Genomic DNA, 24,028 nt, shown 5'->3' with positions numbered 1-24,028 from the left:
CTTCCGGCTGCCTCGCCGACGGCACACGCCTCACCCCCCCCGTGGGCCAACCGACCGCCCCGGCTCACGCCGCCAGTGTGCCCGGCATCACCGCCCGCGGTCCGAACTTCGCTCGCGCGCGGTCCGCGACCTCCTCGATGCGGCGGACCTTGTCGTCCACGGGGTCGAAGGTGAGCTGACAGGAGGCCTGGTCGGCGGGGGCGAGCCCCTCGGCGCGCAGGGCGAGCGCGCGCACCCGGGCCCGTTGCAGGCCGAGCACCTCGTACATGCCGTAGGCCGTCCTGGCCAGGGCCGCCGTGTGCGCGGTCGGCTCCTTCAGGGTGCGGCTGCGGGTGGTCGAGGAGCGGTCGGCGTAGCGCACGGTGAGGGTCAGGGTGCGGCAGACCTTCTCCACCCCGCGCAGCCGGGCGCCGATCTCCTCGACGGCCGACAGCAGTGCCCGGCGGTGTCGGCCGGGGTTCAACTCGTCGATGTCGAAGGGGCGTTCGGTGACCAGGGAACGCGAGACGGCGTTCGGGACGACCCGGCTCCGGTCGATGCCGCTCGCCTTCTCGCGCAGTTCCCGGCCCGCCTTCGCGCCGATCAGCCGCTGGAGGGTGGACAGCGGCGCGGCGGCGACCAGACCCAGCGTGTCCAGGCCGTACTCGCGCAGGATGCGGGTGGTCGCCGCGCCGACGCCGGGCAGCACGGACACCGGCCGTTCGGCGAGGAAGCCGGCGACGCCGTCCGGGTCCTCGGGCGCCGCGCGGGTCACCCCGGGCCGGGCGGCACCCAGCGCCACCCGGGCCAGCATCGGGCCCGGGCCGGCGCCGATCGCGCAGTCGACGCCGTACCGGGCGAGGGCCCGGACCCGGATCACCGACGCCAGTTCGACGGCGTCGCGCCCGAAGTACCGTTCGGCGCCCCGCAGATCGGCCAGCGCGCCGTCGGGCGGCAGCGCCTCGACGACCGGTGTGAACTCCTCCAGCAGGCCGAGCAGCCCCGGCAGGGCCGCCTCGTACATCGGCGGCAGCTGGAAACGTACGCAGAGGATGGTCATCCCGCACTCCCCGGACTCTGGTGCCACAACTTCCTTCCCACCGCGGGCCCTTCGCCCGCCGGGCGCAGATCCGCCCAGGGATGCATCTCGTACCCCGTGGGCATACGGATCGTCCGGCCCTCCATCGGGTCGCGGGCCGCGGACCCGGCAGGCGCGGGCAGCCCGTCCGACCCGGCGAGCCGGGCCCGGGAGGCTCCGCCGCCGGCCCCCGCCGCCGGTCCGTCCGCGCCCGCGGCGTCTCCGGCCGGGCCGGAGGGGTCGGCCAGCCGGGCCGCGACCCCGTCGAGCCCCTCCTCGCCGCGCACCTCCACCAGTTCGGCGAGGTTCCAGGCGGCCGAGCCCACCACGCTCAGGCTGCGCGGGCCGCGGCGCTGCACCACTCCGCGCACCAGCAACAGCCAGGAGTGGAAGACGGTGTGCGCGCAGACGTCGTGGGAGTCGTCGAAGAAGGCCAGGTCGACCAGGCCCGTGCCGTCGTCCAACGTGGAGAAGATGACCCGCTTGCCGGACCGGATCGGCGGGGTCTGGGTGGCCGCCTTGGCGCCCGCGACCAGCACGGTCTCGCCGTGCCGGGCCTCGCGCAGCCGGCGCGCCGAGACCACGCCCAGCTCCTTGAGGAACTCCCGGTGGTCGTCCATCAGATTGCGCGAGGCGTCCATGGACAGCACACCCAGTTCGGCGCTGAGCCGTTCCGCCGACGACAGGTCCGGCAGCCCGGCCGGTGCCGTCTCGCGGCCCCCGGCCAGCGGCAGCTGGCCTCCGCCGCCGCCCCGGGCGCCCCGGTGCAGTTCGGTCAGATGCAGTTGCAGATCACGCCGGTTGGCGCCGAAGGCGTCCAGCGCGCCCACCTGTGCGAGCCGCCCGGCGAGCGGCCGGCTCGGCCGGGCCCGCTCCCAGAAGTCCAGCAGTGAGGAGTAGGGCTGGCCGTCCTCGATCCGCCGCGCCTCGGCCTCGCTGATGCCGTGGACGTCGCCGAGGGCGAGCCGCAGCCCCCACACCGTCGGGGATTCAGACACCAGTTCGATCCTGTGTGCGACTCCGGAGACGTTGACGTCCAGCGGCAGGATCGGCACCCCGCGCCGCCGCGCGTCCGCCAGCAGCAGCCGCTTCGGGTACATCCCGGGGTCGTGCGTGAGCAGCCCGGCGTAGAAGGCGGCGGGGTGATGGGCCTTCAGCCACGCCGACTGGTAGGTCGGCACCGCGAAGGCGACCGCGTGCGCCTTGCAGAAGCCGTACGACCCGAAGGCCTCGACGATCTCCCAGGTCCGCCGGATCGTCTCCGCGTCGTAGCCCCTGGCCGCCGCGTGCTGGGCGAACCACACCTTGATCCGCGCCTGCGACTCCGGCTCGGACAGTCCGCGCCGGATCCGGTCGGCCTCGCCCCGGCCGCAGCCGGTCATGACGGCGACGATGTCGATGACCTGCTCGTGGAAGACGACGACCCCGTACGTCCCCTTCAGCGGTTCCTCCAGGTCCGGGTGCGGATAGCGCACCGGTGCCCGGCCGTGCCGCGCCTCGATGAACGGCCGCACCATGTCGGCGGCGACCGGTCCGGGCCGAAAGAGGGAGATGTCGACGACCAGGTCGTGGAACGTGGCCGGCTGGAGGCGGCCCACCAGGTCCCGCTGGCCCGGCGACTCGATCTGGAAGCAACCGAGCGTCTCGGTGGAGCGGACGAGCCCGTACGTCGCCGGGTCGTCCGGCGTCAGCGCGTCCAGGTCGATCCGCTCGCCCGTCGCCCGCCGCACCTCGGCGACGGCGTGCGCCATCGCCGACTGCATCCGCACGCCCAGCACGTCCAGCTTGAGCAGCCCGAGGTCCTCCACGTCCTCCTTGTCGAACTGCGACATCGGCAGCCCCTCGCCGCTGGTCGGCACCACCGGCGTACGGGCGGGCAGGGAGGCGTCGGAGAGCAGCACCCCGCACGGGTGCATGGCGATTCCGCGCGGCAGGGCGTCGAGCGCCTCGACCAGCTCCCAGAGCCTGCCGTACCTCTCCTTCTCTCCGGCCAGCCGCTTCAGCTCGGGCAGTTCCTCCAACGCGGCGCGGGCGTCCCGCGCCCGGATGTGCGGAAAGGACTTGGCGATCCGGTCGATCTCGGCCGGGTCCATGGACAGGGCGGCGCCCACGTCCCGGACGGCGTGCCGGACCCGGTAGGTCTCCGGCATCGAGACGGTGGCGACCCGCTCGCCGCCGAACCGGTCGATGATCGCCCGGTACACCTCCAGCCGGCGCGCGGACTCCACGTCGATGTCGATGTCGGGCAGCACCACGCGCTCCTTGGACAAAAAGCGCTCCATCAGCAGCCCGTGCTCGACCGGATCGGCGTGCGCGATCCCGAGGAGATGGTTGACGAGCGATCCGGCGCCGGAGCCGCGCGCCGCCACCCGGATTCCCATATCCCTTACGTCGTCCACCACTTGGGCGACCGTCAGGAAGTACGAGGCGAAGCCGTGGTGGGCGATGATGTCCAGCTCGCGGTGCATCCGCTCCCAGTACGCGCGGCGGCCGCCGTAGCCGAGCCGCATCATGCCCGCCGTCGCCCGCGAGGCGAGCGCCCGCTGGGCGGTGCGGCGGCCGGCGCCGACGAGGTGCGGCTCGGGGAAGTGGACGGTGCCGATGCCGAGGTCGTCCTCGGGGTCGACGCGGCACTCGGCGGCCGTGGCCCGGGTCTGCTCCAGCAGCCGGTGCGCGGTGTCGCGCCGGTAACCGGCCGCCTCCACCACCCGCTCGGCGGCCTGGAGCATGGCCCCCGGGTCCTTCAGCCAGGCCTCGCCGGAGTCCAGCTCCCCGCGCGGGTCGATCGGTACCAGGCGCCGCGCGGCGTCCAGCACGTCGGCGACCGGCCCCTGGCCGGGGTCGGCGTACCGGACGGCGTTGCTCAGCACGGGCCGCACCCCCTGTTCGGCGGCGAAGCCGACGGTGCGGGCGGCGAGGCGCAGGGAGCCGGCCCCCGTCCCGGTACGGCCGTGCCAGACGGCTTCGAGGCGCAGGGCGTCGCCGTAGACCTCGCGCCATGGCGCGAGCAGCGTCGCGGCCCGGTCGGGGCGGCCGGCGGCGAGCGCGCGTCCCACGTCGGAGCCGGGACCGAGCAGCACGGTCAGGCCGTCGCCCCGGTGGCCGGACCAGGGCAGCAGCGGGGCGCCCTCGCTCGCGTGCGCGGCGGTGACGATCCGGCACAGGCCGGCCCATCCCCGCGCGCCGTCCCGGGCGAGGAAGGTCACCCGGGGCGCCGACTCGTCGAGGAAGGCGCCGCCCCGCACCGGGGCACGGCGCCGCTCACCTCGTACGGCCTGTGCCGTCTCCACCGCCAGGTCCACTCCGAACAGCGGACGGACGCCCGCCTTGGCGCAGGCCTTGGCGAAGCGGACCGTGCCGGCCAGGGTGTCGCGGTCGGTGAGGGCGAGGGCGTCCATGCCCCGCTCCGAGGCGCGCTCGGCCAGCCGCTCCGGGTGGGAGGCCCCGTGTCTCAGGGAGAACCCGGAGGCGGTGTGCAGATGGGTGAAACCCGGCATCCACACCTCCCGCACTGGTGAGTCCCGAACGACTCTCGAACATCTGTTCCACTTCCACGCCCCACCATACCCTCATTCTCGAACATGTGTACGACATCCGGTCGGACGCCTCCCACCTGCGGAAACCCCACGTCCGGCTCGTCCAGACATGACATCCAGACCGCCGGCCGAGACCGCCGACCGAGTCCTCGAAGTGGTCGACCGTGGGGTTCGGGCCAACTCGACGAGAAGCCCCCGCACGCCATGGCGTGCGGGGGCTCGGTGGGGCCGGGAGCGAACCCGTCAGGGAAGCGTCACCCCGTAGTAGCTCAGCGCCTCGGTCACGGGCTGGAAGAAGGTCGTGCCGCCGGAGGTGCAGTCGCCGCTGCCGCCGGAGGTCAGACCGTAGGCCACGCTGCCCCCGTAGAGGGGACCGCCGCTGTCGCCGCCCTCGGCGCAGACCGTGGTCTGGATCAGACCGGAGACGACGTCACCGCTGCCGTAGTTGACGGTGGCGTTCAGCGCGGTGACCCGGCCGCTGTGCGTACCGGTGGTGGAGCCGCGACGGTAGACGGTCGTCCCCACGGAAGGGGTCGCCGCGCTGCTGATGGTCTGGCTGCCGACCGCGCTCGGGTGGGCGATCGAGGAGTTGGTGTAGCGCACCAGGGCGAAGTCGTTGCCCGGGAAGCTGTAGCCCACGTTCGTGCCCAGCACGGTGGTGTGCGCGGAGTTGCTGTACCAGGTCGAGGCGACCTGGCCGCAGTGGCCGGCGGTCAGGAAGTAGTACGTGCTGCCGCTGCGCACGTTGAAGCCGAGCGAGCAGCGGTAGGAGCCGCCGTAGATGGCGTCGCCGCCGGTGATCAGCTTGCTGAACTTGCCGGAGGTGTGCTTGATGGTGAGCGCGTCCGCGTTGCCGCCGGCCTGCTGCCGGATCCTGGCGATCTCGGCCTTGGAGACCGTGCTGTCGACGGTGACGACGACGCGGTCGGTCTTGCTGTCCACCGCCCAGGCGGTGCCGGCGACGTCGGCCGCGCGGACGGAGTCGCTCGCCGTGCTGAGCTGGCTCGCGCTGAACGTGTGGGTGTCACTGGCGTTCGCGGTGGGGGCTGCGAACGCGGCTGCGGCGAGGAAGCCGGTGGCCACGGCGACCAAGCGGGTCCGTCTGGCGGTGCCGGTGCGGGGAGTGGTGCGCTTGATCCTCACGTTTCGTTCCCTCCCAGGGGAAGTCGGGGGCCCGCGTGGGGTCGGGGCCCGTGAGGCGCAGTCAGCGGAGCGGCCGGGTTTTTCCGAAAACGCATGCCCCTGACAAGCGCTGAGGGGGAGTATTCGGCCGAACGACCGGTAGGCACAAGGGTGCCTTTCGGCCGTCGAACGGTGAACTACCTCGGGCTCGCGGTCGTCGAGTGCCCCTCGTCATCTGCCGACTGACGTCGACTCAGCGTGCGTTCGCCCGCCTCGACCGCCACCTCCAGCGTGTTGCCGGGCGGCGGGAAGGGGCAGACGAAGTGGTCCGCGAAGGCGCACGGGGGGAGTTGGGCGCGGTTGAGGTCGACGAGGGTGCGGCCCTCGGCGTCCGGCGCCGGCGGGTAGAGGAAGCGGAACCGGAAGCTGGTGTCGCCGCTGGTGGCGTCGGCGAACACCGCCCACAGCCGTGCGTCGCCCTGCCGCGCGACCTGGAGCGTTGACTCCTTTCCGGCGAGGGTGAAGGCAAGGCGGCCGGCGAGGGCGAGCCCGCGGTCACGGCCGTCCGCGTGGGTGACCCGCACGGTCCTCGTGTCGTCGTAGGGGGTGAAGCGCCCAGGCACCGACCAGCGGGGGTCGTAGGGGGTGGCCTCGATGCCCCGGAAGGCTCGGCGGGCCGGGGACGCGGGGTCGTACACCCGTACGCCCCAGACCCCCTCGCGGACCAGCACGAACAGCCGCTTCTCGCCGAGCGCGACGCGTGCGGCGGCCTCCGGCCCGCGGTCGGCGGCGAGATGGAGCCGACCGGTGAAGGGCCGGCCGTCCACGGTCAGGCCGTCGGCCTCGGCGGCGGTGAGCACAACTCCCCCGTCGTCTGCCACCCACGCTCCGGGAATGTCCGGAAGTCGACCCTCCGCATAGTCCTCGACCCAGTGGGTGGCGGTCAGCGCGAGCGGGCCGTACGGCGCCGAGACCGCCTCCTCACGCTGGGCGTGCCACTTCTTCCACGCGTCGGGCGCGTCCGTCGTCATGCCTTCGTTTCCTTCCATATGTGATCAAGCTTCCCATGGCGGGCCGGTCGTACGGTGTTCCACGGTCGAGGCTCTTCGCCGGTCACGGTGCTCCTCCGGTCACGGCGGGCCGGTCGGCGGGCAGGGCGAGGCCGAGGTGCTCGCGCAGGGTGCTGCCCGGGTAGAACGTGCGGAACAGGCCACGATGCTGGAGCAGTGCCACCGTGCCGTTGACCAGCCGTTCGAGATCGCGTCGCGGTTCGACGGGGACGAGGTGGAAGCCGTCGGCGGCGCCGTCGGCGTGCCAGCCGGCGACCAGTTCCGCGAGGTCGACCGGGCCGCCCCGGTACAGCGGGCCCCGCGCGGTCGGCCGTGGGCCCCCTCCCCCGTGCCCGCGCTCGGCCGCGTACTCGCCGTCGCCGAGGTCCACCAGCAGGCTCACCAGCACCCGCAGGGAGTTCGGCGCCCGCCCGAACTCCACCGCCCGCGCCCGCAGTTCCTCGCCCAAGGCGGCGGCCCGCGCCGGTGTCACGGCACGCACGAGGGCCACGTCCGCGTACCGGGCGGCGATCGTACCGGCCCGGCCGTCGCCGGCGTCCACCACGCGGACGGGGCGGCCCGCCGACGGCCGGGGCGGGGCCGAGGGGTCCCGGAGGGACAGGGCGGTCCCGGTGCGGCCGCCGTCACGGGGGCGTCCTCGGTCGGGACGACGGCCGTTCGCCAGGCGCCCGTTCCCGGCGTCCTCCTCCCTACCGTCCCACCACTGCGCGGCCAGGTCGGCACCGTCAACCGCCTGCGGCCACAGCGCCTCGGCCGGCGGGAGTGTGCCGAGCGGCCGGGCGTCCGCCAGGCCGGCGGACACGTCGAGCCGCCAGCCGGCCCGGCCCCGGCTGACCCGGTCCAGCTCCGCCATGGCGGCCCGCACCCGGGAGGGCTCGCCGTGTGTCGCGATCGTGGGGACCAGCCCGATCCGCCGGGTCGCGGGCGCCACCCGGGCCAGCACCGCGAGCGCGTCGGGTCCGGTCCGGGCGAAGGCGTCGTCCAGCGTCACGAAGTCCAGCCCACCGCGCTCGGCGAGCCGGGCCAGCTCGGTGCAGGAGGCGACGTCGAGGGGGCCCGGCTGGTCGACGGAGGCGGCGAGATGGACCAGGCCACGGCCGTGGCGCACGCTCACGACACCACCCCGGACCGCCGCCCGTGGCGCCTCGTTCGGTTCCGTTTCCCTGGCCGGCGCGGCGCGCGGCGGGCGGTCGCTGCCATCCCTCACAGCACCTTCGACAGGAACGCCCGGGTCCGGTCCTCGCGCGGGGCGTCCAGCACCTCGTCCGGCGGTCCCTGCTCGACGATCCGGCCGTCGGCCATGAAGACCACCGTGTCGGCAACCTCCCGGGCGAACGCGATCTCGTGCGTGACGATGATCATCGTCGTGCCCTGGGCCGCCAGGTCGCGGATGACGTCGAGGACTTCACCGACCAGCTCGGGGTCGAGCGCCGAGGTCGGCTCGTCGAACAGCAGCAGCCCGGGTTCCAGCGCGAGCGCCCGTGCGATGGCCACCCGCTGCTGCTGGCCGCCGGACAGGTGCCGTGGATAGGCGTCGGCCTTGTCGTCGAGCCCGACCCGTGCCAGCAGCCGGTGCGCGTCGCGCACCGCGTCCTTGCGGGGCCGGCCCAGCGCGGCCACCGGCGCCTCGACGACGTTGTCGAGGACGGTGAGGTGCGGGAAGAGGTGGAAGTTCTGGAAGACGAACCCGATCCGGGTGCGCTGTCGGAGCACCTCGCGTTCGGGCAGCTCGTACAGCTTCTGCCCGACGCGCCGGTACCCGATCAGCGAGCCGTCGACGCTGATCTCGCCCCGGTCCACCTTCTCCAGGTGGTTGACGGTGCGCAGCAGCGTGGACTTCCCGGAGCCGGAGGGGCCGAGCACGGCGGTGACCTCACCGGCGCGGACCTGGAGGTCGATGCCCTTGAGCACGTCGAGCGAGCCGAAGCTCTTGTGCACCGACCTGATGTCGACCATGACGGTCATCGCATGTGTTCCTTTGTGGTTGCGCGGAAGGGGGCGTCTCAGGCGGCGGCGCGAGCGGCCAGGTCCCGTAGGAGGGCCAGCGCCGCGCGGGCGGTGGCGTCGTTCTGCCGGAACGCGACGCCACCGGTGCGGGGGCGGGTGAAGGCGCCGGGGCTGCGGGCGTCGGTGTAGGGGCCGAGGGCGAAGCGCCGGGGGTGCGGGCGCCCGGCGCCGTCGAGGACGCGGCCGTCGCCGGGGTCGACCCGGAGCAGCCCCTCGGGGGTCTCGGAGCCGCCGTCGGCGTGCAGTTCACGCAGCAGACCGTCGCGGGTGCGCCCCACGGTCGGCTCGGGCAGCCGGGCCTCGACCAGGGCCCGGGCCTCGACGGAGAAGCCCGGCACGGTGGGGCTGGTGGCCCGGAACACCCCGTCCTCGGCGGTGACGGCCATGTCGGCGCCGACGAACCGGAGCAGGCCGGCCCGGGACAGCGCGAGCATCTGCCGCAGCCGGGGCCCGGGCGGACCGGACGCCAGATAGCTGAAGAACCCGTGCCACCAGGTGCCGATGCCGCCGAGCCGCACGAGCTGACCGTAGACGGAGAGCAAACCGAGGAAGACCCCCAGATCGGCGCTGAACGAGGGATCGTGACGGCGGTCGAGGTCGTCCTCGATGTAGCGGCGCAGCCCCTGCTGGAACTCCTCGTGCGAGGTGTGGCGCACGTCGGCCAGCGGATGGTCGAGCGCGGCGAGGTCGAGCCGGTCCGCCGGGGCGGGGACGGCGGCGGTGATCAGCGCCCGGGTCTCGGCGGGGCCGGCGGCGGCCGCGTACTTCTCCTCGAAGTCGGTCCAGGCCATCGCGGTGCGTTCCGGGTGGGCGGTGAACAGCCGGTGGTAGTGGGCGAAGCCCAGTTCCTTCTCCACCAGGGGCCACACGTCGCGCCGGAAGTCGAAGCCCTGCGGTCTGGCCAGCAGTTCGCGCACCTCGGCGGGGCCGAGGAAGCGGGGCAGCGGGGGCCGGTCGCCGGTCCAGTCGTAGCCGATCTTCGAGTGGTACGGCACTCCGCGCCGGGAGCCGACGTAGAGCACCGGTTCGCGGCCCGAGGGGAGGTAGGTGTCGCCCTCGTACCGTCCGCCGCGCCCCTCGGTGAGCAGCACCATCAGGTCGACGAAGGCCAGCCCGAAGCCGCGCACCAGGACGGGTTCACCGGCCCGTAGCGCGGACAGGTCGCTGTCGGCGGTGAAGTCGGGCGGCAGGTGCAGCAGGCCGTGCTCGTCGGCGTACCGGGCCAACTCGCGCTGTTCGTCGTCGAGTTCGGCGTCCAGATGGCCGAGGGTGAAGATCACCAGGTCGGCGAGGAGGGGGCGCTGGCCGCCCTCCAGCCACACCCGCTGGCGGCCCTCGCGCGAGCCGGTGACCCGCAGCGCGCGCCGCGGGTGGTGGTGGACCGTGACACCGGACGGCAGGGCGTCGCGCGCCTGTTCGTACACCCAGCGCAGATAGCGGCCCTGGAGCTGCCGGTCGGCGAAGGTGCGGCCGTTCAGCGCGGCCCACTCGTGCAGGGTGGGGCCCTCGCGCACCGGGCCGTCCATGGGCACCGTGTCGTCGGTGAACATGGTGACGTCCTCGGCGTGCGAGTTCATCCACAGCAGCGGTGACTGCGCCTCGCGCCAGATGCGTCCGCCGCCGGGCGGGTGGGGGTCGACGAAGTGGATGTCGAGGCCCTCGCCGGCGTACAGCTCGGGCAGGTTGGCGGCGAGGCGTTCGAGGACACCGGTCCCCCGCGGACCGGCTCCCACGATCACCAGCTGCGGCCTCATCGGGTGTGCTCCGTGCCGCGCGCGTAGTACTTCTCCACGTAGTACTGGCCGATGCCGAGCACCGAGGTGACGACCGCGTACCAGAGCGTGGCGACCATCAGCAGCGGGATCACCTGATAGGTGCGGTGGTAGATCAACTGGGTGGAGAACAGCAGGTCGTTGACGGCGATGACGCTGACGATCGAGGTGCCCTTGAGGGTGCCGATCAGCATGTTGCCGGCCGGCGGCACGATGGAGCGCATCGCCTGGGGCAGGATGATCCGGTACCCGCGCCGCCACCGGCTCAGACCGAGTGCCTGGGCGGCCTCGATCTGCCCGTGGTCCACGGAGAGGATCCCGCCCCGGACGACTTCGGCGGCGTACGCGGCCTCGTGCAGGGTGAGGCCGATGACGGCGACGGCGACCGGACCGAGCAGGTCGACCGTCCGTACCCCGAGCACCTCGGGGTAGAGCGCCCCGATGTTGAACCACAGCAGCAGCTGCACCAGGATCGGGATCGACCGGAAGAGCCAGACGTATCCCCGGCCGACCGCTCGCAGGACCGGGTTGGCGGACAGCCGGAAAGCGGCGATCAGGGTGCCGAGGGCGAAGCCGAGGACCATCACGACCGCGGTCAGCCACAGGGTGAGCCACAGTCCGCGCAGGACGGAGTCGGAGGTGAAGTGGTCGCCGACCACGTCCCACTGGAACGCCTTGTTGCGCGCGATGGAATCGATGGCGAACCCGAGCAGGAGGAGGACCACGGCGGCGGCGGCCCACTGCCCGTACCGGCGGCGCGGAACGATCCGCGGGGCGTCTGCCGGCTCGGGTATCTCGGGTGTGGTGGGGAGTTTGGCGAGGGTGTCGGATGACATGCGAAGGCTCCGTGACGCGAGTCGTCAGAACGGGTGGTGCCTTCACACGGGCGCGCCGTAGGGCGCGGACACGGCCGAGCCCCTCAGCAGGGCCGTACACCGAGAGTACGCGGGCGTTCACCTCCGTTGTCAACGGCTGTCCGGACTGTGAGCCCCACGTCTCAACTCGGTTGACGGGCAACCGGATGCCTGTTCCACTTGGCCCATGCATCCACAGCAGTGGCTGGTCACCCGCTCCCACATCGACTTCGGTCGCGTGTGGTCCTCTTCCTGTTGAGCTGACCCCACTGCGCGCGCCCGCCTCATGGCGGGCGTGAGCGCGTTCTCCCTTCTCCGCGTCACGCCTTCACACGCGCACCCCTCCCCTCGCGCTCTTTTCCGTCCTTCCGCTTCAGGAGACCGCTGTCCGATGCGCACATCCGTTTACCGCCATTTCATGCCCTTTGTCGCCATCACGGTGGCGTCCTTGTTGCTCACCGCCTGCGGTTCGGGGTCCGGTGCCGGTTCCGGTGGGACGGGCGCCGCAGGTGTGGCGGCCGGTTCGGACGACGTGCCCACCACGGACGTGGTCTCCTCCGTCGGCAAGGACGCCGGGGCCGCGAAGCTGCTGCCCGCGGGCACCAAGCGCCTCACCGTCGCGATCAGCGTCGGCGGCACCCCGCCGGGCACCACCTACCTCGCGGACGGCACGACACCGGCCGGCCAGGACGTCGACTTCACCCGGGCCGTCGGCAAGGTGCTCGGTGTCCGGCTCAAGGTGGAGCAGGCGAGTTTCGAGGCGATCCTGCCGGCCCTGGACAGCGGCAAGTACGACTTCGGCGCGAGCAACTTCGGCGTGACCGACGAGCGGCGCAAGACCATCGACTTCGTCACCTACGTCAACGACGGCCAGGGCTTCGCCACCCGCGAGGACAGCAAGCTCGGCAGGATCACCGATCTGAGGCAGCTGTGCGGCCTGAAGGTGGCGACCGGCGCCGGTACGACCTTCGAGGCCACGCTGGAGGCCGGCGAGCACGTGTGCACCGACGCGGGAAACAAGCGGTACCAGGTGCAGACGTACTCCGATCCCAGCGCGATCTGGTCCTCGCTCCAGCAGGGCCGCAGCGACGTCGTGATGTCCACGATCAACGGGCTGCGCTACGCCGTCGCCCACCAGCGAGGACTGAAGTTCCTCAACGAGTTCCACCGCCTGGACGTCGGCTTCGTCTTCAAGAAGGGCACCAGGCTGGCCCCGGCGTTCCGGGCGGCGGTGAACAAGCTGATCGCGGACGGCACATACGCGAGGATCCTGCGGAAGTGGGGGACGTCGGGATCCGCTATCAGCCAATCCCGGATCTCCCCGCCCGAACTGAAGAACTGAAGAACCGAACGTCACATTTCGTCAACAGCCGTCGCAAGGACAACAGCAGTCACAGCCGTCGCACCCGTCACAGCCGCCGCACCCGTCGCACGGGCAGTCGCAGTCGCAGAACTGACAGCAGCCCTCGCGCCGCTTGCGCGACCACGGGCCCTCGTACTCGGCCGCGCAGCACATCCGGCAGGTGCAGCACAGGGCGAGGAAGGCCCCGCAGCCCGGCAGGAACCCGCGCGGCGGCTTGGGCTTGGGCGGCTGGAGCGTGGGGGTGAAGAGCGGCGGCACGCCGCCCGGTCGCGGCCCCTGCCCCGGCTGGTGGGCGGCGCAGGTCGGCACCGCCCCGAACGCCCGGTCCACCGAGCGCCGCAGTTCGTGCACCAGCAGCAGATGCGCCAGCTTGGCCTCGGTGGACTCCGCACCCCGTAGGGCCTCCTTTTCGGATCTCGCCGGGGTCGCGGCAGGCCCTGGGGCGCCCCCGGTCCCGGCCGGCCCGGTCCGAAAGAGAGACCCCAGCGCCAGCCGGATGCCGTGCAGGGCGTCGTCGGCGAGCCGGCGGGCCTCCGTCAGCGGTGTGCCGGTGACGATGAGCGGGTTCCAGGCGCCTGACGCGGCGTCAGCGTGCCGGTCCTCCACGGCGTCGAGCAGATGCGCCAGGCGCCCGAACAGCCGGCCGGCCTCGGCGAGGGGTGCCGCGTTGGCCGGCCGCCCGGCCAGCACCGCCGTGTGCGCGAAGGCGGCCGCCGTCGCCGTCTCGGTCGGCTCGGTGACCGTCAGCAGCGGGGTGCCGGGCCCGGCCAGGGTCTCGAGGGCGAGCTGGCGGTCCACGGCCGCGACGAGGACGTCCGTGTCGAAGCCGACCGCCGATCCGCCCTGGGCCCCGGCCCTGTCCCAGCCCGCCGCGACCCGGCGGGCCGCGGCCGCCACCGGCCTGCGCGCCAGCAGTCCGTCGCCGTCGGCGACATGGTCACGCACCTTCGCCGAGGCGAGGACCAGCGAGACCGCGGCGGCCAGGCGCGCGCCGTCACCCTGTGTGACGGAGGCGGTCCGCAGGCCGCGCAGCGCGCACGGCCCCGCCGTACGCCGCTCCGCGCTCCGCACGCCCGTCTGAGCCTCCGTCAGAACCGAGAGGAGCAGCCCGTCGTAGTTCGTCACGACGCGCGCGAACTGTCCGTGGTCCTTGCGCAGCGCGAGACACAGCCCGCACAAGTGCGCCATCCACTGGGCCTTGAGGCCCTCCCCGAGCCGATGGGAGCAGGGCCTGACGATTCCGAACACAATGATCCCCCGTGCCGTGATACGACGTTGAGCTGCGGCATCGTATCGACGGATGGTCGGGTCGTATGAGGGTTCCCGTTCACCCGTACGCCCCGGGCGTCACCCGTCCGCCGCCGACAATCATATTTCACTCACAGTCAGCAGCCGTATGAGTCACGAGCCTTGGGGCACAAGGACTCTCGACGGATCCGCCGTGCACCAGTACCGTCACAAACCCCCCGCGCGGCGTCTATCCACTTGGCGCGCCGTCCGCATCATGGATGACCATAGGGATGCGGAAGCAAGAAAGACCGCTGTGAGAGGAGGCGTCCATGGGATCGGTACGCAAGGCGAGTGCGTGGCTCGGCCTCGTCGACGACAACGACGACGAGCGTTACTACGACGACGAGTACGCCGAGGGCACCGAGTCGCAAGACGCCTGGGTCACGGACCCCCGGGTGAAGGTGGCCACGGACACGGCCGAGGAGAAGGGCCGCCGGATCGGCACGGTCACCCCGGACAGCTTCCGGGACGCCCGCGCCATCGGCGAGCTGTTCCGGGACGGCGTCCCGGTCATCATGAACCTGACCGCGATGGAGCCCGCCGACGCCAAGCGCGTCGTGGACTTCGCGGCGGGCCTGACCTTCGGACTGCGGGGCACCATCGAGCGGGTGGCGAACCGCGTCTTCCTGCTGACGCCCGCGAACACGGAGATCATCAGCGGTGAGCCGGCCGGCCGCCGGGAGGACGGCTTCTACAACCAGAGCTGAGGCGGGGCCGCCGGCCGGCCCCGCCCTGCCCGGAGGCTCACCGGAAGGCGTCGAGACCGGTGAGCGCCTTGCCCAGCACGAGCTGGTGCATCTCGGCGGTGCCCTCGTAGGTGAGCACCGACTCCAGGTTGGTCGCGTGCCGCATCACGGGGTATTCGAGGGAGATCCCGTTGGCGCCGAGGATCGTCCGCGCGGTGCGACAGATCTCGATGGCCTCGCGGACGTTGTTGAGCTTGCCGAAGCTGACCTGCTCGGGACGCAGGCGGCCGGCGTCCATCCGCCGCCCCAGATGGTGGGCGAGCAGGATTCCCTTGTGCAGTTCGACCGCCATGTCGGCGAGCTTGGCCTGGGTGAGCTGGAAGCCGCCGATGGGCCGCCCGAACTGCTCCCTGGTCTTCGCGTACTCCACGGCCGCCTCGAAACTGCTGCGCGCCGCGCCCATCGCGCCCCAGACGATGCCGTAGCGGGCGTGCGAGAGGCAGCTGAGCGGTCCGCGCAGTCCGGTGACCTCCGGCAGTACGGCCGTCGCCGGCAGCCGTACGTCGTCGAGGACCAGCTCGCTGGTGACGGAGGCGCGCAGGGACCACTTGTGCTTGATCTCCGGCGCCGAGAAGCCGGGACTGCCGGTGGGGACGACGAAGCCCTTGATGCCCTCCTCGGTCTGCGCCCAGACGACGGCCACCCCCGCGACCGACCCGTTGGTGATCCACATCTTGCGGCCGTTGAGGATCCAGTCGTCGCCGTCGCGCTTGGCGTGGGTGCGCATGGCGGCGGGGTCGGAGCCGTGGTCGGGCTCGGTCAGACCGAAGCAGCCGATCACCTCGCCCCGGGCCATGGCCGGCAGCCACTGCTGCTTCTGTTCCTCGCTGCCGAACCGGTGGATCGCGTACATCGCGAGCGATCCCTGCACGGAGACCAGGGACCGGATGCCCGAGTCGGCCGCCTCCAGCTCCAGGCAGGCCAGCCCGTACTGCACGGCCGTCGCCCCCGCACAGCCGTACCCGGTGAGCGACATGCCGAGGGCGCCGATGTCACCGAGTTCCCGGGCGAGCTCCCTGATCCGCGGCAGTTCGCCCTTCTCGTACCAGTCGGCCACGTACGGCAGCACGCGGTCGGTCGCCCAGGCGCGGACGGTGTCCCGGACGGCCAGGTCGTCCGGGTCCAGATAATCGTCGATTCCGAGCGGGTCGGCGGCATCGAAAGGGGGGAGCTTCGCGGACGCGGACATGGATCACCCTCCGGGACGGGACTCAGCAAAACTAGCAGCGCTAGTTACGGCTCTCCGGGCGACGTTACGGCGCAGTGTCCCGCACGTCCAGAGGAGGTCAGGCCGAGACCCGCGGCTTCCCGGCCGCCGTCCGCGCGCCCCTCGGTCCCGGCAGCTCGACCTCGGCCCCGGCCGGCTCCTCGCCGCACTGCATGACCCGCGGCAGCCGCAGCGCCATCAGCGCGCCCAGCAGCAGCAGACCCGCGCTCACCAGCAGCGTGACATGCAGCCCGTGTACGAAGGAGTCCCTGGCCGCCTGGCGCAGCGCGGCCCCGGCGGACCCGCCGAGGCGTCCGGCGACCTCGTAGGCCTCGCCGAGCGAGTGCCCCGCCGCGTCCGAGGCGGGGTGCGGGACGCCCGGGACCGACCGCAGCCCCGGCGCGTACGCCGCGTTCATCACGCTGCCGAGCAGCGCGATGCCGATGCCGGCGCCGAGCTGGTACGACGTCTCGCCGATCGCCGCCGCGCCGCCCGCCTGGTCCGCCGGGGCCTCGCTGAGCATCGACTCGTAGGCACCGAAGAGCGTGGTCTCCAGGCCGAAGCCCAGCAGCACGAAGCCGGCCAGCAGCAGCGCCGGGTCGTCGGTGCCGCCCATCGCCGTCAGCGTCAGCACCGCGGCCGCCGTCAGACAGAAGCCGACGCAGACCATGCGGCGCGGTCCGAAGCGGCGCAGCATCCGCGCGCCCGCCAGGCCCGCCGCCATCGCGGCCACGGTCAGGGGCAGCAGCCGCAGACCAGTCCGCAGGGGCGAGAGACCGAGCACCAGCTGCAGGTACTGGGCGGCGATCAGCTCCAGACCGACCAGCGCGAGCATCGCCAGCACGATGCAGCCCACGGAGGTGCTGAACGCCGGCCGGCGGAACATCCGCAGGTCCACCAGCGGATGGGGCAGCCTGCGCTGGCGGCGTGCGAAGAAGAACAGGAGGGCCGCGCCCAGCAGCAGCGGCGGCAGCGTGAACGGGCTCGTCATCGACTCGCCGGCGCCCAGCTGCTTCACCCCGAGGACGGCGCCGAAGAGTCCGGCCGCCGCGGTCAGCGCGCCGGTCACGTCCCACGGGCCGCTTCGGTCACCCCGGGACTCGGGCAGCAGCATCCGGCCCACCGGCAGGCTGACCAGCATCAGCGGGATGTTGACCAGGAAGACCGCGCCCCACCAGAAGTGCTCCAGCAGGAAGCCGCCGAGCAGCGGGCCGACGGCCGCGCCGACGGCGGCGACCGCGCTCCAGATGCCGATGGCGAGGGCACGCTCACGCCGGTCGGGGAAGACCTGGCGGAGGATCGACAGAGTCGCCGGCATGATCATGGCGCCGCCGACGCCGAGCAGCGCGCGGGCCAGGATCAGCGTCTGGGCGCTGGGCGCGAAGGCGGCCATGGCGGAGGCGACGCCGAAGAGGGCGTAGCCGAGCAGCAGGACGCGTCTGCGGCCCACGCGGTCGCCCAGGGTGCCGAAGAGGATCAGCAGCGAGGCGCAGACCAGCGGGTAGACGTCGACGATCCAGAGCAGTTGCACGGCGCCAGGCCTGAGGTCCTCGGTGACGGCGGGGACCGCCACGTGCAGCACGGTGGCGTCGAGGGCGACGAGCAGCAGGCTCGCGCACAGGACGACGAGGACGATCCAACGGTTGGCACCGGCCCCGGCCGCCCGACGGCGCGGCCCTGCGGCAGCCGTGGTCGTCCCGGACATGTACGTACCTCCCAGATGATCCCTCGCGTGAGGCGGAGCGACGGGGCGGGGATCCCCCGTCGTACGGCCGGAGAAGAGCGGTGTCTCCGGCCCGCGCAAACCCACGCGGATGGCTCGTCAGCGTACGCGAGTTCACTTCGTCGTCACGTGGCGGACCTCTCACACGCGAGACGGAACCCGTGTGGCGTACACCACGTCACTCCCTCTTGCCTACGACCCGGCGAGCCGTGCGGTTCCGCGCCCGGTCGATAATCGGGCCCGTGACCGATCGTGAAACACGCGTGGGCTCCCGCCGCGCCCCCCTTCTGCGCCGGGCGGCCCCGGCCCTCCTGGGCTACGCGGCGGTCCGCGCCCTGGGCCTGCTGGTGCTGGCGGTGTGGAGCGCCGCGCGCGGGGCGAGCGCGCACACCTTGCTGACCGCCCGCTGGGACTCGCTGTGGTACACCCGGGTCGCCGAGCTGGGGTACGGCTACGAGGTACGGCTGCCGAACGGCGACGTCCACTCCAACCTGGCCTTCTTCCCGCTGCTGCCGTGGCTGGAGCGGTCGCTGCACGCGCTGACGCCGCTGTCGTACGCGGACGCCGGTCTCGTCGTCGCCCTGGTCGCCTCGGTGGCCGCGGCCGCGGGGATCTTCGCGGTCGCCGAACGGGTCCACGGCCCCCGGGTGGGCCTGTGCGCCGTGCTGCTGTGGGCGGTGCTGCCGGTCGGGATCGTGCAGTCGATGGCCTACAGCGAGTCACTGTTCACGGCACTGGCGGCCTGGTCGCTGTACGCGGTGCTGACCGGGCGGTGGGTCGGCGCGGGGCTGCTGGCGGCGCTCGCCGGGCTGACCCGGCCGGTGGGGGCGGCGGTGGTCGCGGCGGTGTGGGTCGCGGCCGTGATCTCGTTCGCGCGAGACCGAAGCGCGCCCGACCCGCACGGCGCGCGCTCCGGCCAACGCGCCCCCACACCGGCGCGCAGTTCCGGCGAGGGGAGTGCGCACCCGACCGACGGCGCTCGGGAAGGGTCGTACGCCCCCTGCGCAACGGGTGCCTCCCCTCCCTCCCCCGGCGCGCGCGTCACCCCGCGCGCCCCGGTCTGGCGCCGCGCGCTCGGCATGGCGCTCGCCCCGCTCGGTGCCGCCGGTTACGTCCTGTGGGTCGGCCACCGCACCGGCGCGGGACCGCTCGGCTATCTGGACGTCCAGGCCGGGTGGCGCAACGGGTTCGACGGCGGATACGCCTTCGCCCGCTTCGTCGCCGCCAAGTTCACGTCCTTCCCCTCCGCCCTCGCCGGCCTCGGACTGATCATCGGGGTCGCCCTGCTGATCTGGCTGTACGTCACCGGCGTCCGTCGGCGCCAGCCGGTCGAACTGCTGGTGTACACCGGTGCCGTGCTCGCGCTCGCCCTGTGCGCGTCGAGCTACTTCGGTTCCAAGCCGCGGCTGCTGATGCCCGCCTTCCCCCTGCTGCTGCCGCTCGCGTGCGCCCTGGCCCGGCTGCGCACCTCCCGATCCGTGCTGGTCACGGCGGGGTTGGCGGTCGCCTCGGCGGTCTACGGGGCGTTCTGGCTGAACGGCTCCGGCCCACCATGATCAACTGCGGCGGCCCCGATGGCGTCCCGGAGAATTCCACGCCAGGACCCGGTTAACGCATTCATAAGCGCCATATAAACAACGCCCGGCATGATCAAAGGAATTGAAGAGAGACGTCTCACAGGATTGCGGAATCACGTTAATTCGTACCGCCCTTGAGAGGTTTCCCACATCACATCGTCATCACAAAGCCCCTGTTTCGACCGGGACCACAGCTCACTCGCTGTAACGTCGATTGGGTGCGTACCGAACGAAACCTCACCCGGCGTCTGGACCGGGTGTTCGCCAGACTGGACCGTGAGCCGGAACGACCGGCCCACATCGATGTGCCAAGGATGAGCAGGCACCGGGTCGTTCTGTTCTCGGCGACCCTGGCTTTCTACCTGGCGATCGTGTGGGCCGTGGTGACCACCTCCTGGCTGGTCCGGCTGGACTGGCAGGTCATGTTCTTCCGGCCGTACCAGCAGTGGCCGCAGATCCACGCGTTCCTCGACTACTACGTGGTGCTCGGCCAGCGCGGCCCCACCGCCGTGATGGTCGCGGCCTGGCTCGGCTGGCGGTCCTGGCGGCAGCACACCCTGCGTCCACTGCTGACGCTGGCCGCCTCGCTGCTGCTGCTGAACATCACCGTCGGCTCCGCCAAGATCGGCATGGGGCGGCTCGGTCCGCACTACGCGACCGTGATCGGCTCGAACGAGATGGGCCTGGGCGGCGATATATTTCCCAGCGGTCACACCGCCAACGCCGTGGTGACCTGGGGAATCCTGGCGTATCTGGCGTCCACGCCGAGAGCGCGCCGCTGGCTGTCGGCCCTGTCTGCGGTCACCTCGCTGGGCGTCGGCCTCACCACCGTCTACCTCGGTACGCACTGGCTGAGCGACGTGCTGCTGGGCTGGGCCGCCGGCCTGCTGATCCTGCTGGCCCTGCCGTGGTTCGAGCCGTTGATCGCCGCGGCCGAGAACGGGCTCTTCGACCTGCGCGACCGCCGGCGCGCCCGGCGCAGCCGGCCCGTCGCCGAACCGGTCGTACCCCTCACGCCGGTGGTGCTCAGGCCGCGCGGCGTGCCCGCGGAGGTCAGCCCGGTGCGCGAGCCGGTCTCCTCGACGCGTTCCTCCCGGGGTTCGGCGCACCTGGCCCCCGGACCGCACACGACCCGCTCCGAACGCACCCCCGTCACCCCGGCGGGCAGCCGCCGGCCTCCGCACGCCGACCGGCTGCCACGCGGCACCTCCCAGCCGGCCCGGCCCCTCACCGGCGGCTGAACCCACGAAAAGGCCACGGGCCCGGTACGCACAGCCGCCCCGCCGCCACGACGAAGGCCCCGCTCCCGGCAAGGGAGCGGGGCCTTCGTCGCACCCGGGCCGGCGGCGCGGGGCCGGCGGCGGCCGGGTCAGCCCTTCCAGGCGCGGGCCACCCGGCCCTCGCGCACCTCGAAGTTCAGCCGCCCGGTCCGGTACTCCATGGTGATGATCGCGCCCGGCGGCAGGGACCGTACCGTCGGCCATCCGCGCTGCCGGGCGAGCCGCTCGGCGTGCGCGGTGTCGAGACCGACGTACCCGTCCGGGCTGTCCTGGGGCTCCGCTGGCGGAGTGGGAATCGGTGCCATGCCGCCACGCTAGGCCGCAACCGGCCAAGACGGAAGCGGGCATGACCGGGTAAGAGAAGCATCCGACTCCGGTCACACTTCTGTCACAGCTTCCCGGTCCGCGTTTTGGCCGAACCGCGTCACACGTTCGGGGGTTTCCGTACCGCTTACCGGGGTAATCGAACAAAATTTATGCGTGTCGGGGCGTCTCTTCGAATTACCCGACGGGAAAGTGCCGCAGCGGGGATCGGGGTGGCCCCGGGGCGGTATTACCCCGCCAATCCACCACGGCGGTCCGGCCGCTGACGCCGCATAGGAAATTCACGGATTCAGCACACGACCGCCGTATGCTCCCCGGCCGAGCCACGGCCGCGCGAGCATCATGTCGGCAGCTCGCGGACACCCGCGCCCACGGGTCGCGGCGGGCCCGGGCGCGACGAGTGAAGGGGCGAGCGAGCGATGGGGACCCAGACGCGGGCGGCGGCGGAACCGGTGCGGGGTGGCCGGCTGGTCGTCGACTGGCTCACCACCACCGACCACAAGAAGATCGGTCATCTGTATCTGATCACGGCCTTCGGCTTCTTCCTCGCGGCCGGCGTCATGGCGCTGCTGATGCGCGCCGAACTGGCCCGGCCGGGGCTGCAGCTCATGAACAACGACCAGTACAACCAGCTCTTCACCCTGCACGGCACGATCATGCTGCTGCTGTTCGCCACTCCGAGCTTCGCGGGCTTCGCCAACGAGCTGATGCCGTTGCAGATCGGCGCCCCGGACGTGGCCTTCCCCCGGCTGAACATGCTGTCGTACTGGCTGTTCGCGTTCGGCGGGCTGATCGTGCTCGGCTCACTGCTGGTGCCGGAGGGCCCGGCCGCCTTCGGCTGGTTCGCCTACGCCCCGCTCAACGACACCGCGTACTCCCCCGGTCTCGGCCCGGATCTGTGGATCATGGGGCTGGCGCTCGCCGGCTTCGGGACGATCCTCGGCGCGGTCAACTTCGTGACCACGATCATCGGGATGCGCGCGCCGGGCATGACGATGTTCCGGATGCCGATCTTCACCTGGAACACGCTGTTCACCTCGATCCTGATCCTCTTCGCGTTCCCGGTGCTGGCGGCGGCGCTGCTGGTGCTGGAGGCCGACCGGCGGTTCGGCGCGCGGGTGTTCGAGGCGCCCAACGGCGGGGCGCTGCTGTGGCAGCACCTGTTCTGGTTCTTCGGGCACCCGGAGGTGTACATCATCGCGCTGCCGTTCTTCGGGATCATCACGGAGATCATCCCGGTGTTCGCCCGCAAGCCGATCTTCGGTTATCTGACCCTGGTCGGCGCGACGATGACGATCACCGGTCTGTCGATCGTGGTGTGGGCGCACCACATGTTCGCGACGGGCGCGGTACTGCTGCCGTTCTTCTCCTTGATGTCGTTCCTGATCGCGGTGCCGACGGGTGTGAAGTTCTTCAACTGGACCGGCACGATGATCAAGGGCTCGCTGTCCTTCGAGACGCCGATGCTGTGGGCGACCGGCTTCCTGGTGACGTTCCTGTTCGGGGGTCTGACCGGGGTGATCCTGGCGTCGCCGCCGCTGGACTTCCACGTCACCGACTCGTACTTCGTCGTCGCGCACTTCCACTACGTCGTCTTCGGCACGGTCGTCTTCGCGGTCTTCGGCGGCCTCTCCTTCTGGTGGCCGAAGTTCACCGGCAGGATGCTGGACGAGCGGCTGGGGAAGATCCATTTCTGGACGCTGTTCGTGGGCTTCCACACCACGTTCCTGGTGCAGCACTGGCTGGGCGCGGAGGGCATGCCCCGCCGGTACGCCGACTATCTGGCGTCCGACGGCTTCACCGCGCTCAACACGGTCTCGTCGATCGGCGCGTTCCTGCTGGGCCTGTCGACACTGCCGTTCCTCTACAACGTCTGGAAGACCGCCCGGTACGGGGAGAAGGTCGATTCCGACGACCCCTGGGGCTACGGGCGGTCCCTGGAGTGGGCGACCTCCTGCCCGCCGCCCCGGCACAACTTCGTCACCCTGCCCCGGATCCGCTCGGAGTCCCCGGCGTTCGACCTGCACCACCCGGAGTACGCGGGCCAGGCCCCGCAGCCCGAACCCGAGCGGCACCAGGCCGGTTCGGACTCCTCCTGACCCGCACGGCCGCCCCGCACGGCGGCCGTCCCGCTCGGTCCGGCCCCTCGATGCCCGGCGGCACGGCGGCCGGGTCCGCCCGGTGGGCCGGGGGCGGCCGCCGTCCCCGTCGGAACGGCGGCCGCCCCGCGCCGAGGAGAGCGGCGCTCAGAGTGCCAGGCGCTGTCCGGGCACGATCAGGTCGGGGTCCCCGCCGATGACGGCCTGGTTGGCGGCGTAGATGCGCTGCCAGGTGGTGCCGTGGCGGGCCGCGATGACGCTCAGCGTGTCGCCCTCGCGGACGGTGTAGTCGCCCCGGGAGGCGCCCCGGTGGTCGCTCACCGGCTGCTGCGCGGTCTTCGCCGGGGCGGACCGCACGGGAGCGGACCTGGTCGGAGCCTTGCGGGGGGCGGACTTCGTCGTCACGCCCTTCGCGTCGGCGCCGCCGGAGGAGGCCGTGGAAGCCGACGCGGGGGCCGCTCCGTAGGCTCCGGCGCGCGTCGAGCAGACCGGCCAGGCACCCCAGCCCTGGGCCTGCTGGACCTTGGCGGCGACGGCGATCTGCGCGCTTCTGGAGGCCTGGTCGGCCGTCGCGGCGTAGGCGGTGCCGCCGTACGCGCTCCAGGTGCCGGCGGAGAACTGGAGTCCGCCGTAGTAGCCGTTGCCGGTGTTGATGTGCCAGTTGCCGCCGCTCTCGCACTGGGCGATGCGGTCCCACACTCCGTTGTCCGCCGCTCCGGCGTCCCCGGCCGCGGCCAGCAGCCCCAGCGGGGCCAGCAGGGCGGCTCCGGCGAGCAGGGCTGTCGTGCGGCCCTTGCGGGCGCTGTCGGGACGTGTGGTGATGCGGGTGGTATCGGCACAATCGGACATGTAATTCCCTCTCCACGAACCCGGGCTCCCCCAGGACGGAGCGCGCGTCCCGCGGACTTCCGCGGTGCCGCGCGCCCGCCCCGTCCGCCGTGACCGGTGTCGGCGATGGTGCTCTGCCGGTGCCGGCGGCGGACGTACCCGAGCGGTGCTCT

18 protein-coding genes are annotated in these 24,028 nt (G+C 72.3%); 5 read left to right on the top strand and 13 right to left on the bottom strand.

The features are described from left to right. Window positions 1–64 precede the first annotated feature (64 nt). From ACIBA9_RS33385 to ACIBA9_RS33350, 8 genes are all read right to left on the bottom strand, one after another. On the bottom strand, window positions 65–1,039 hold the full coding sequence (locus tag ACIBA9_RS33385) for a DNA polymerase thumb domain-containing protein (protein WP_399368951.1): 975 nt from the start codon (window positions 1,037–1,039) through the stop codon (window positions 65–67). Continuing rightward, complete coding sequence (locus ACIBA9_RS33380) at window positions 1,036–4,554, bottom strand: DNA polymerase III subunit alpha (RefSeq protein ID WP_399368949.1); 3,519 nt, start codon at window positions 4,552–4,554, stop codon at window positions 1,036–1,038. The genes ACIBA9_RS33385 and ACIBA9_RS33380 overlap by 4 nt, the downstream gene beginning before the upstream one ends. A gap of 282 nt (window positions 4,555–4,836) precedes the next feature. Beyond that, complete coding sequence (locus ACIBA9_RS33375) at window positions 4,837–5,736, bottom strand: S1 family peptidase (protein WP_362160701.1); 900 nt, start codon at window positions 5,734–5,736, stop codon at window positions 4,837–4,839. Window positions 5,737–5,912: 176 nt separating this feature from the next. Beyond that, on the bottom strand, window positions 5,913–6,746 hold the full coding sequence (locus ACIBA9_RS33370) for a DUF1684 domain-containing protein (RefSeq protein WP_399368947.1): 834 nt from the start codon (window positions 6,744–6,746) through the stop codon (window positions 5,913–5,915). An 82-nt stretch (window positions 6,747–6,828) separates the two neighbouring features. Beyond that, window positions 6,829–7,899 (bottom strand): LLM class flavin-dependent oxidoreductase, encoded by a 1,071-nt coding sequence (locus ACIBA9_RS33365; protein ID WP_399368945.1) that lies wholly within the window; start codon window positions 7,897–7,899, stop codon window positions 6,829–6,831. Between the two features lie 89 nt (window positions 7,900–7,988). Further along, window positions 7,989–8,750 carry an amino acid ABC transporter ATP-binding protein gene (locus ACIBA9_RS33360; RefSeq protein WP_399368943.1) on the bottom strand — a complete coding sequence of 254 codons (762 nt, stop codon included), beginning with the start codon at window positions 8,748–8,750 and terminating at the stop codon, window positions 7,989–7,991. A 38-nt stretch (window positions 8,751–8,788) separates the two neighbouring features. Beyond that, window positions 8,789–10,546 (bottom strand): FAD/NAD(P)-binding protein, encoded by a 1,758-nt coding sequence (locus ACIBA9_RS33355; RefSeq protein WP_399368941.1) that lies wholly within the window; start codon window positions 10,544–10,546, stop codon window positions 8,789–8,791. Next, complete coding sequence (locus ACIBA9_RS33350; RefSeq protein WP_399368939.1) at window positions 10,543–11,400, bottom strand: amino acid ABC transporter permease; 858 nt, start codon at window positions 11,398–11,400, stop codon at window positions 10,543–10,545. Before ACIBA9_RS33350 ends, ACIBA9_RS33355 begins: the two co-directional genes overlap by 4 nt. Before the next feature lie 436 nt (window positions 11,401–11,836). Here ACIBA9_RS33350 and ACIBA9_RS33345 point away from each other — a divergent pair, with 436 nt between their 5' ends. Further along, the gene (locus ACIBA9_RS33345) at window positions 11,837–12,760 is read left to right on the top strand and encodes an ABC transporter substrate-binding protein (RefSeq protein WP_399368937.1); all 924 of its coding nucleotides are present in this window, start codon (window positions 11,837–11,839) and stop codon (window positions 12,758–12,760) included. A 21-nt stretch (window positions 12,761–12,781) separates the two neighbouring features. Here ACIBA9_RS33345 and ACIBA9_RS33340 read toward each other — a convergent pair whose 3' ends face one another. Beyond that, window positions 12,782–14,029 carry a DUF5685 family protein gene (locus ACIBA9_RS33340; protein WP_399368935.1) on the bottom strand — a complete coding sequence of 416 codons (1,248 nt, stop codon included), beginning with the start codon at window positions 14,027–14,029 and terminating at the stop codon, window positions 12,782–12,784. A gap of 311 nt (window positions 14,030–14,340) precedes the next feature. On the opposite strand from ACIBA9_RS33340, the gene ACIBA9_RS33335 reads away from it, so the two are divergent. Continuing rightward, window positions 14,341–14,778: a cell division protein SepF gene (locus ACIBA9_RS33335; RefSeq protein WP_399368933.1), complete on the top strand. Its 438-nt coding sequence runs from the start codon at window positions 14,341–14,343 to the stop codon at window positions 14,776–14,778. A 37-nt stretch (window positions 14,779–14,815) separates the two neighbouring features. Here ACIBA9_RS33335 and ACIBA9_RS33330 read toward each other — a convergent pair whose 3' ends face one another. Further along, window positions 14,816–16,006: an acyl-CoA dehydrogenase family protein gene (locus ACIBA9_RS33330; protein ID WP_399368931.1), complete on the bottom strand. Its 1,191-nt coding sequence runs from the start codon at window positions 16,004–16,006 to the stop codon at window positions 14,816–14,818. 97 nt (window positions 16,007–16,103) lie between these two features. Next, window positions 16,104–17,729, bottom strand: coding sequence for an MFS transporter (locus ACIBA9_RS33325; RefSeq protein WP_362160677.1), 1,626 nt, complete (start codon window positions 17,727–17,729; stop codon window positions 16,104–16,106). 260 nt (window positions 17,730–17,989) lie between these two features. Here ACIBA9_RS33325 and ACIBA9_RS33320 point away from each other — a divergent pair, with 260 nt between their 5' ends. Both ACIBA9_RS33320 and ACIBA9_RS33315 read left to right on the top strand, forming a co-directional pair. Continuing rightward, window positions 17,990–19,303, top strand: coding sequence for a glycosyltransferase family 39 protein (locus ACIBA9_RS33320; protein ID WP_399368929.1), 1,314 nt, complete (start codon window positions 17,990–17,992; stop codon window positions 19,301–19,303). A gap of 239 nt (window positions 19,304–19,542) precedes the next feature. Beyond that, window positions 19,543–20,565, top strand: coding sequence for a phosphatase PAP2 family protein (locus ACIBA9_RS33315; protein ID WP_399368927.1), 1,023 nt, complete (start codon window positions 19,543–19,545; stop codon window positions 20,563–20,565). A 128-nt stretch (window positions 20,566–20,693) separates the two neighbouring features. Here the strand turns inward: ACIBA9_RS33315 and ACIBA9_RS33310 are convergent, their stop codons facing one another. Beyond that, window positions 20,694–20,909, bottom strand: a complete 216-nt coding sequence (locus ACIBA9_RS33310; protein ID WP_362160670.1) for an I78 family peptidase inhibitor — start codon at window positions 20,907–20,909, stop codon at window positions 20,694–20,696. 438 nt (window positions 20,910–21,347) lie between these two features. Between ACIBA9_RS33310 and ctaD the strand changes: the two genes are divergently transcribed. Then, window positions 21,348–23,027 carry a cytochrome c oxidase subunit I gene (gene ctaD, locus ACIBA9_RS33305; protein WP_399368924.1) on the top strand — a complete coding sequence of 560 codons (1,680 nt, stop codon included), beginning with the start codon at window positions 21,348–21,350 and terminating at the stop codon, window positions 23,025–23,027. A 147-nt stretch (window positions 23,028–23,174) separates the two neighbouring features. Here ctaD and ACIBA9_RS33300 read toward each other — a convergent pair whose 3' ends face one another. Further along, on the bottom strand, window positions 23,175–23,876 hold the full coding sequence (locus tag ACIBA9_RS33300; protein WP_399368922.1) for a transglycosylase family protein: 702 nt from the start codon (window positions 23,874–23,876) through the stop codon (window positions 23,175–23,177). Window positions 23,877–24,028 lie beyond the last annotated feature (152 nt).

Source organism: Streptomyces sp. NPDC051452 (genome assembly GCF_044454765.1).
Classification (GTDB): Bacteria; Actinomycetota; Actinomycetes; order Streptomycetales; family Streptomycetaceae; genus Streptomyces.
This window is presented reverse-complemented; position numbering and strand designations above follow the sequence as displayed.

Coding starts and splice junctions, on each gene's coding strand:
- ACIBA9_RS33385 (WP_399368951.1), bottom strand. CDS start 1,039: ATGACCATCCTCTGCGTACGTTTCCAGCTGCCGCCGATGTACGAGGCG.
- ACIBA9_RS33380 (WP_399368949.1), bottom strand. CDS start 4,554: ATGCCGGGTTTCACCCATCTGCACACCGCCTCCGGGTTCTCCCTGAGA.
- ACIBA9_RS33370 (WP_399368947.1), bottom strand. CDS start 6,746: ATGACGACGGACGCGCCCGACGCGTGGAAGAAGTGGCACGCCCAGCGT.
- ACIBA9_RS33360 (WP_399368943.1), bottom strand. CDS start 8,750: ATGACCGTCATGGTCGACATCAGGTCGGTGCACAAGAGCTTCGGCTCG.
- ACIBA9_RS33355 (WP_399368941.1), bottom strand. CDS start 10,546: ATGAGGCCGCAGCTGGTGATCGTGGGAGCCGGTCCGCGGGGGACCGGT.
- ACIBA9_RS33350 (WP_399368939.1), bottom strand. CDS start 11,400: ATGTCATCCGACACCCTCGCCAAACTCCCCACCACACCCGAGATACCC.
- ACIBA9_RS33345 (WP_399368937.1), top strand. CDS start 11,837: ATGCCCTTTGTCGCCATCACGGTGGCGTCCTTGTTGCTCACCGCCTGC.
- ACIBA9_RS33335 (WP_399368933.1), top strand. CDS start 14,341: ATGGGATCGGTACGCAAGGCGAGTGCGTGGCTCGGCCTCGTCGACGAC.
- ACIBA9_RS33330 (WP_399368931.1), bottom strand. CDS start 16,006: ATGTCCGCGTCCGCGAAGCTCCCCCCTTTCGATGCCGCCGACCCGCTC.
- ACIBA9_RS33325 (WP_362160677.1), bottom strand. CDS start 17,729: ATGTCCGGGACGACCACGGCTGCCGCAGGGCCGCGCCGTCGGGCGGCC.
- ACIBA9_RS33310 (WP_362160670.1), bottom strand. CDS start 20,909: ATGGCACCGATTCCCACTCCGCCAGCGGAGCCCCAGGACAGCCCGGAC.
- ctaD (WP_399368924.1), top strand. CDS start 21,348: ATGGGGACCCAGACGCGGGCGGCGGCGGAACCGGTGCGGGGTGGCCGG.
- ACIBA9_RS33300 (WP_399368922.1), bottom strand. CDS start 23,876: ATGTCCGATTGTGCCGATACCACCCGCATCACCACACGTCCCGACAGC.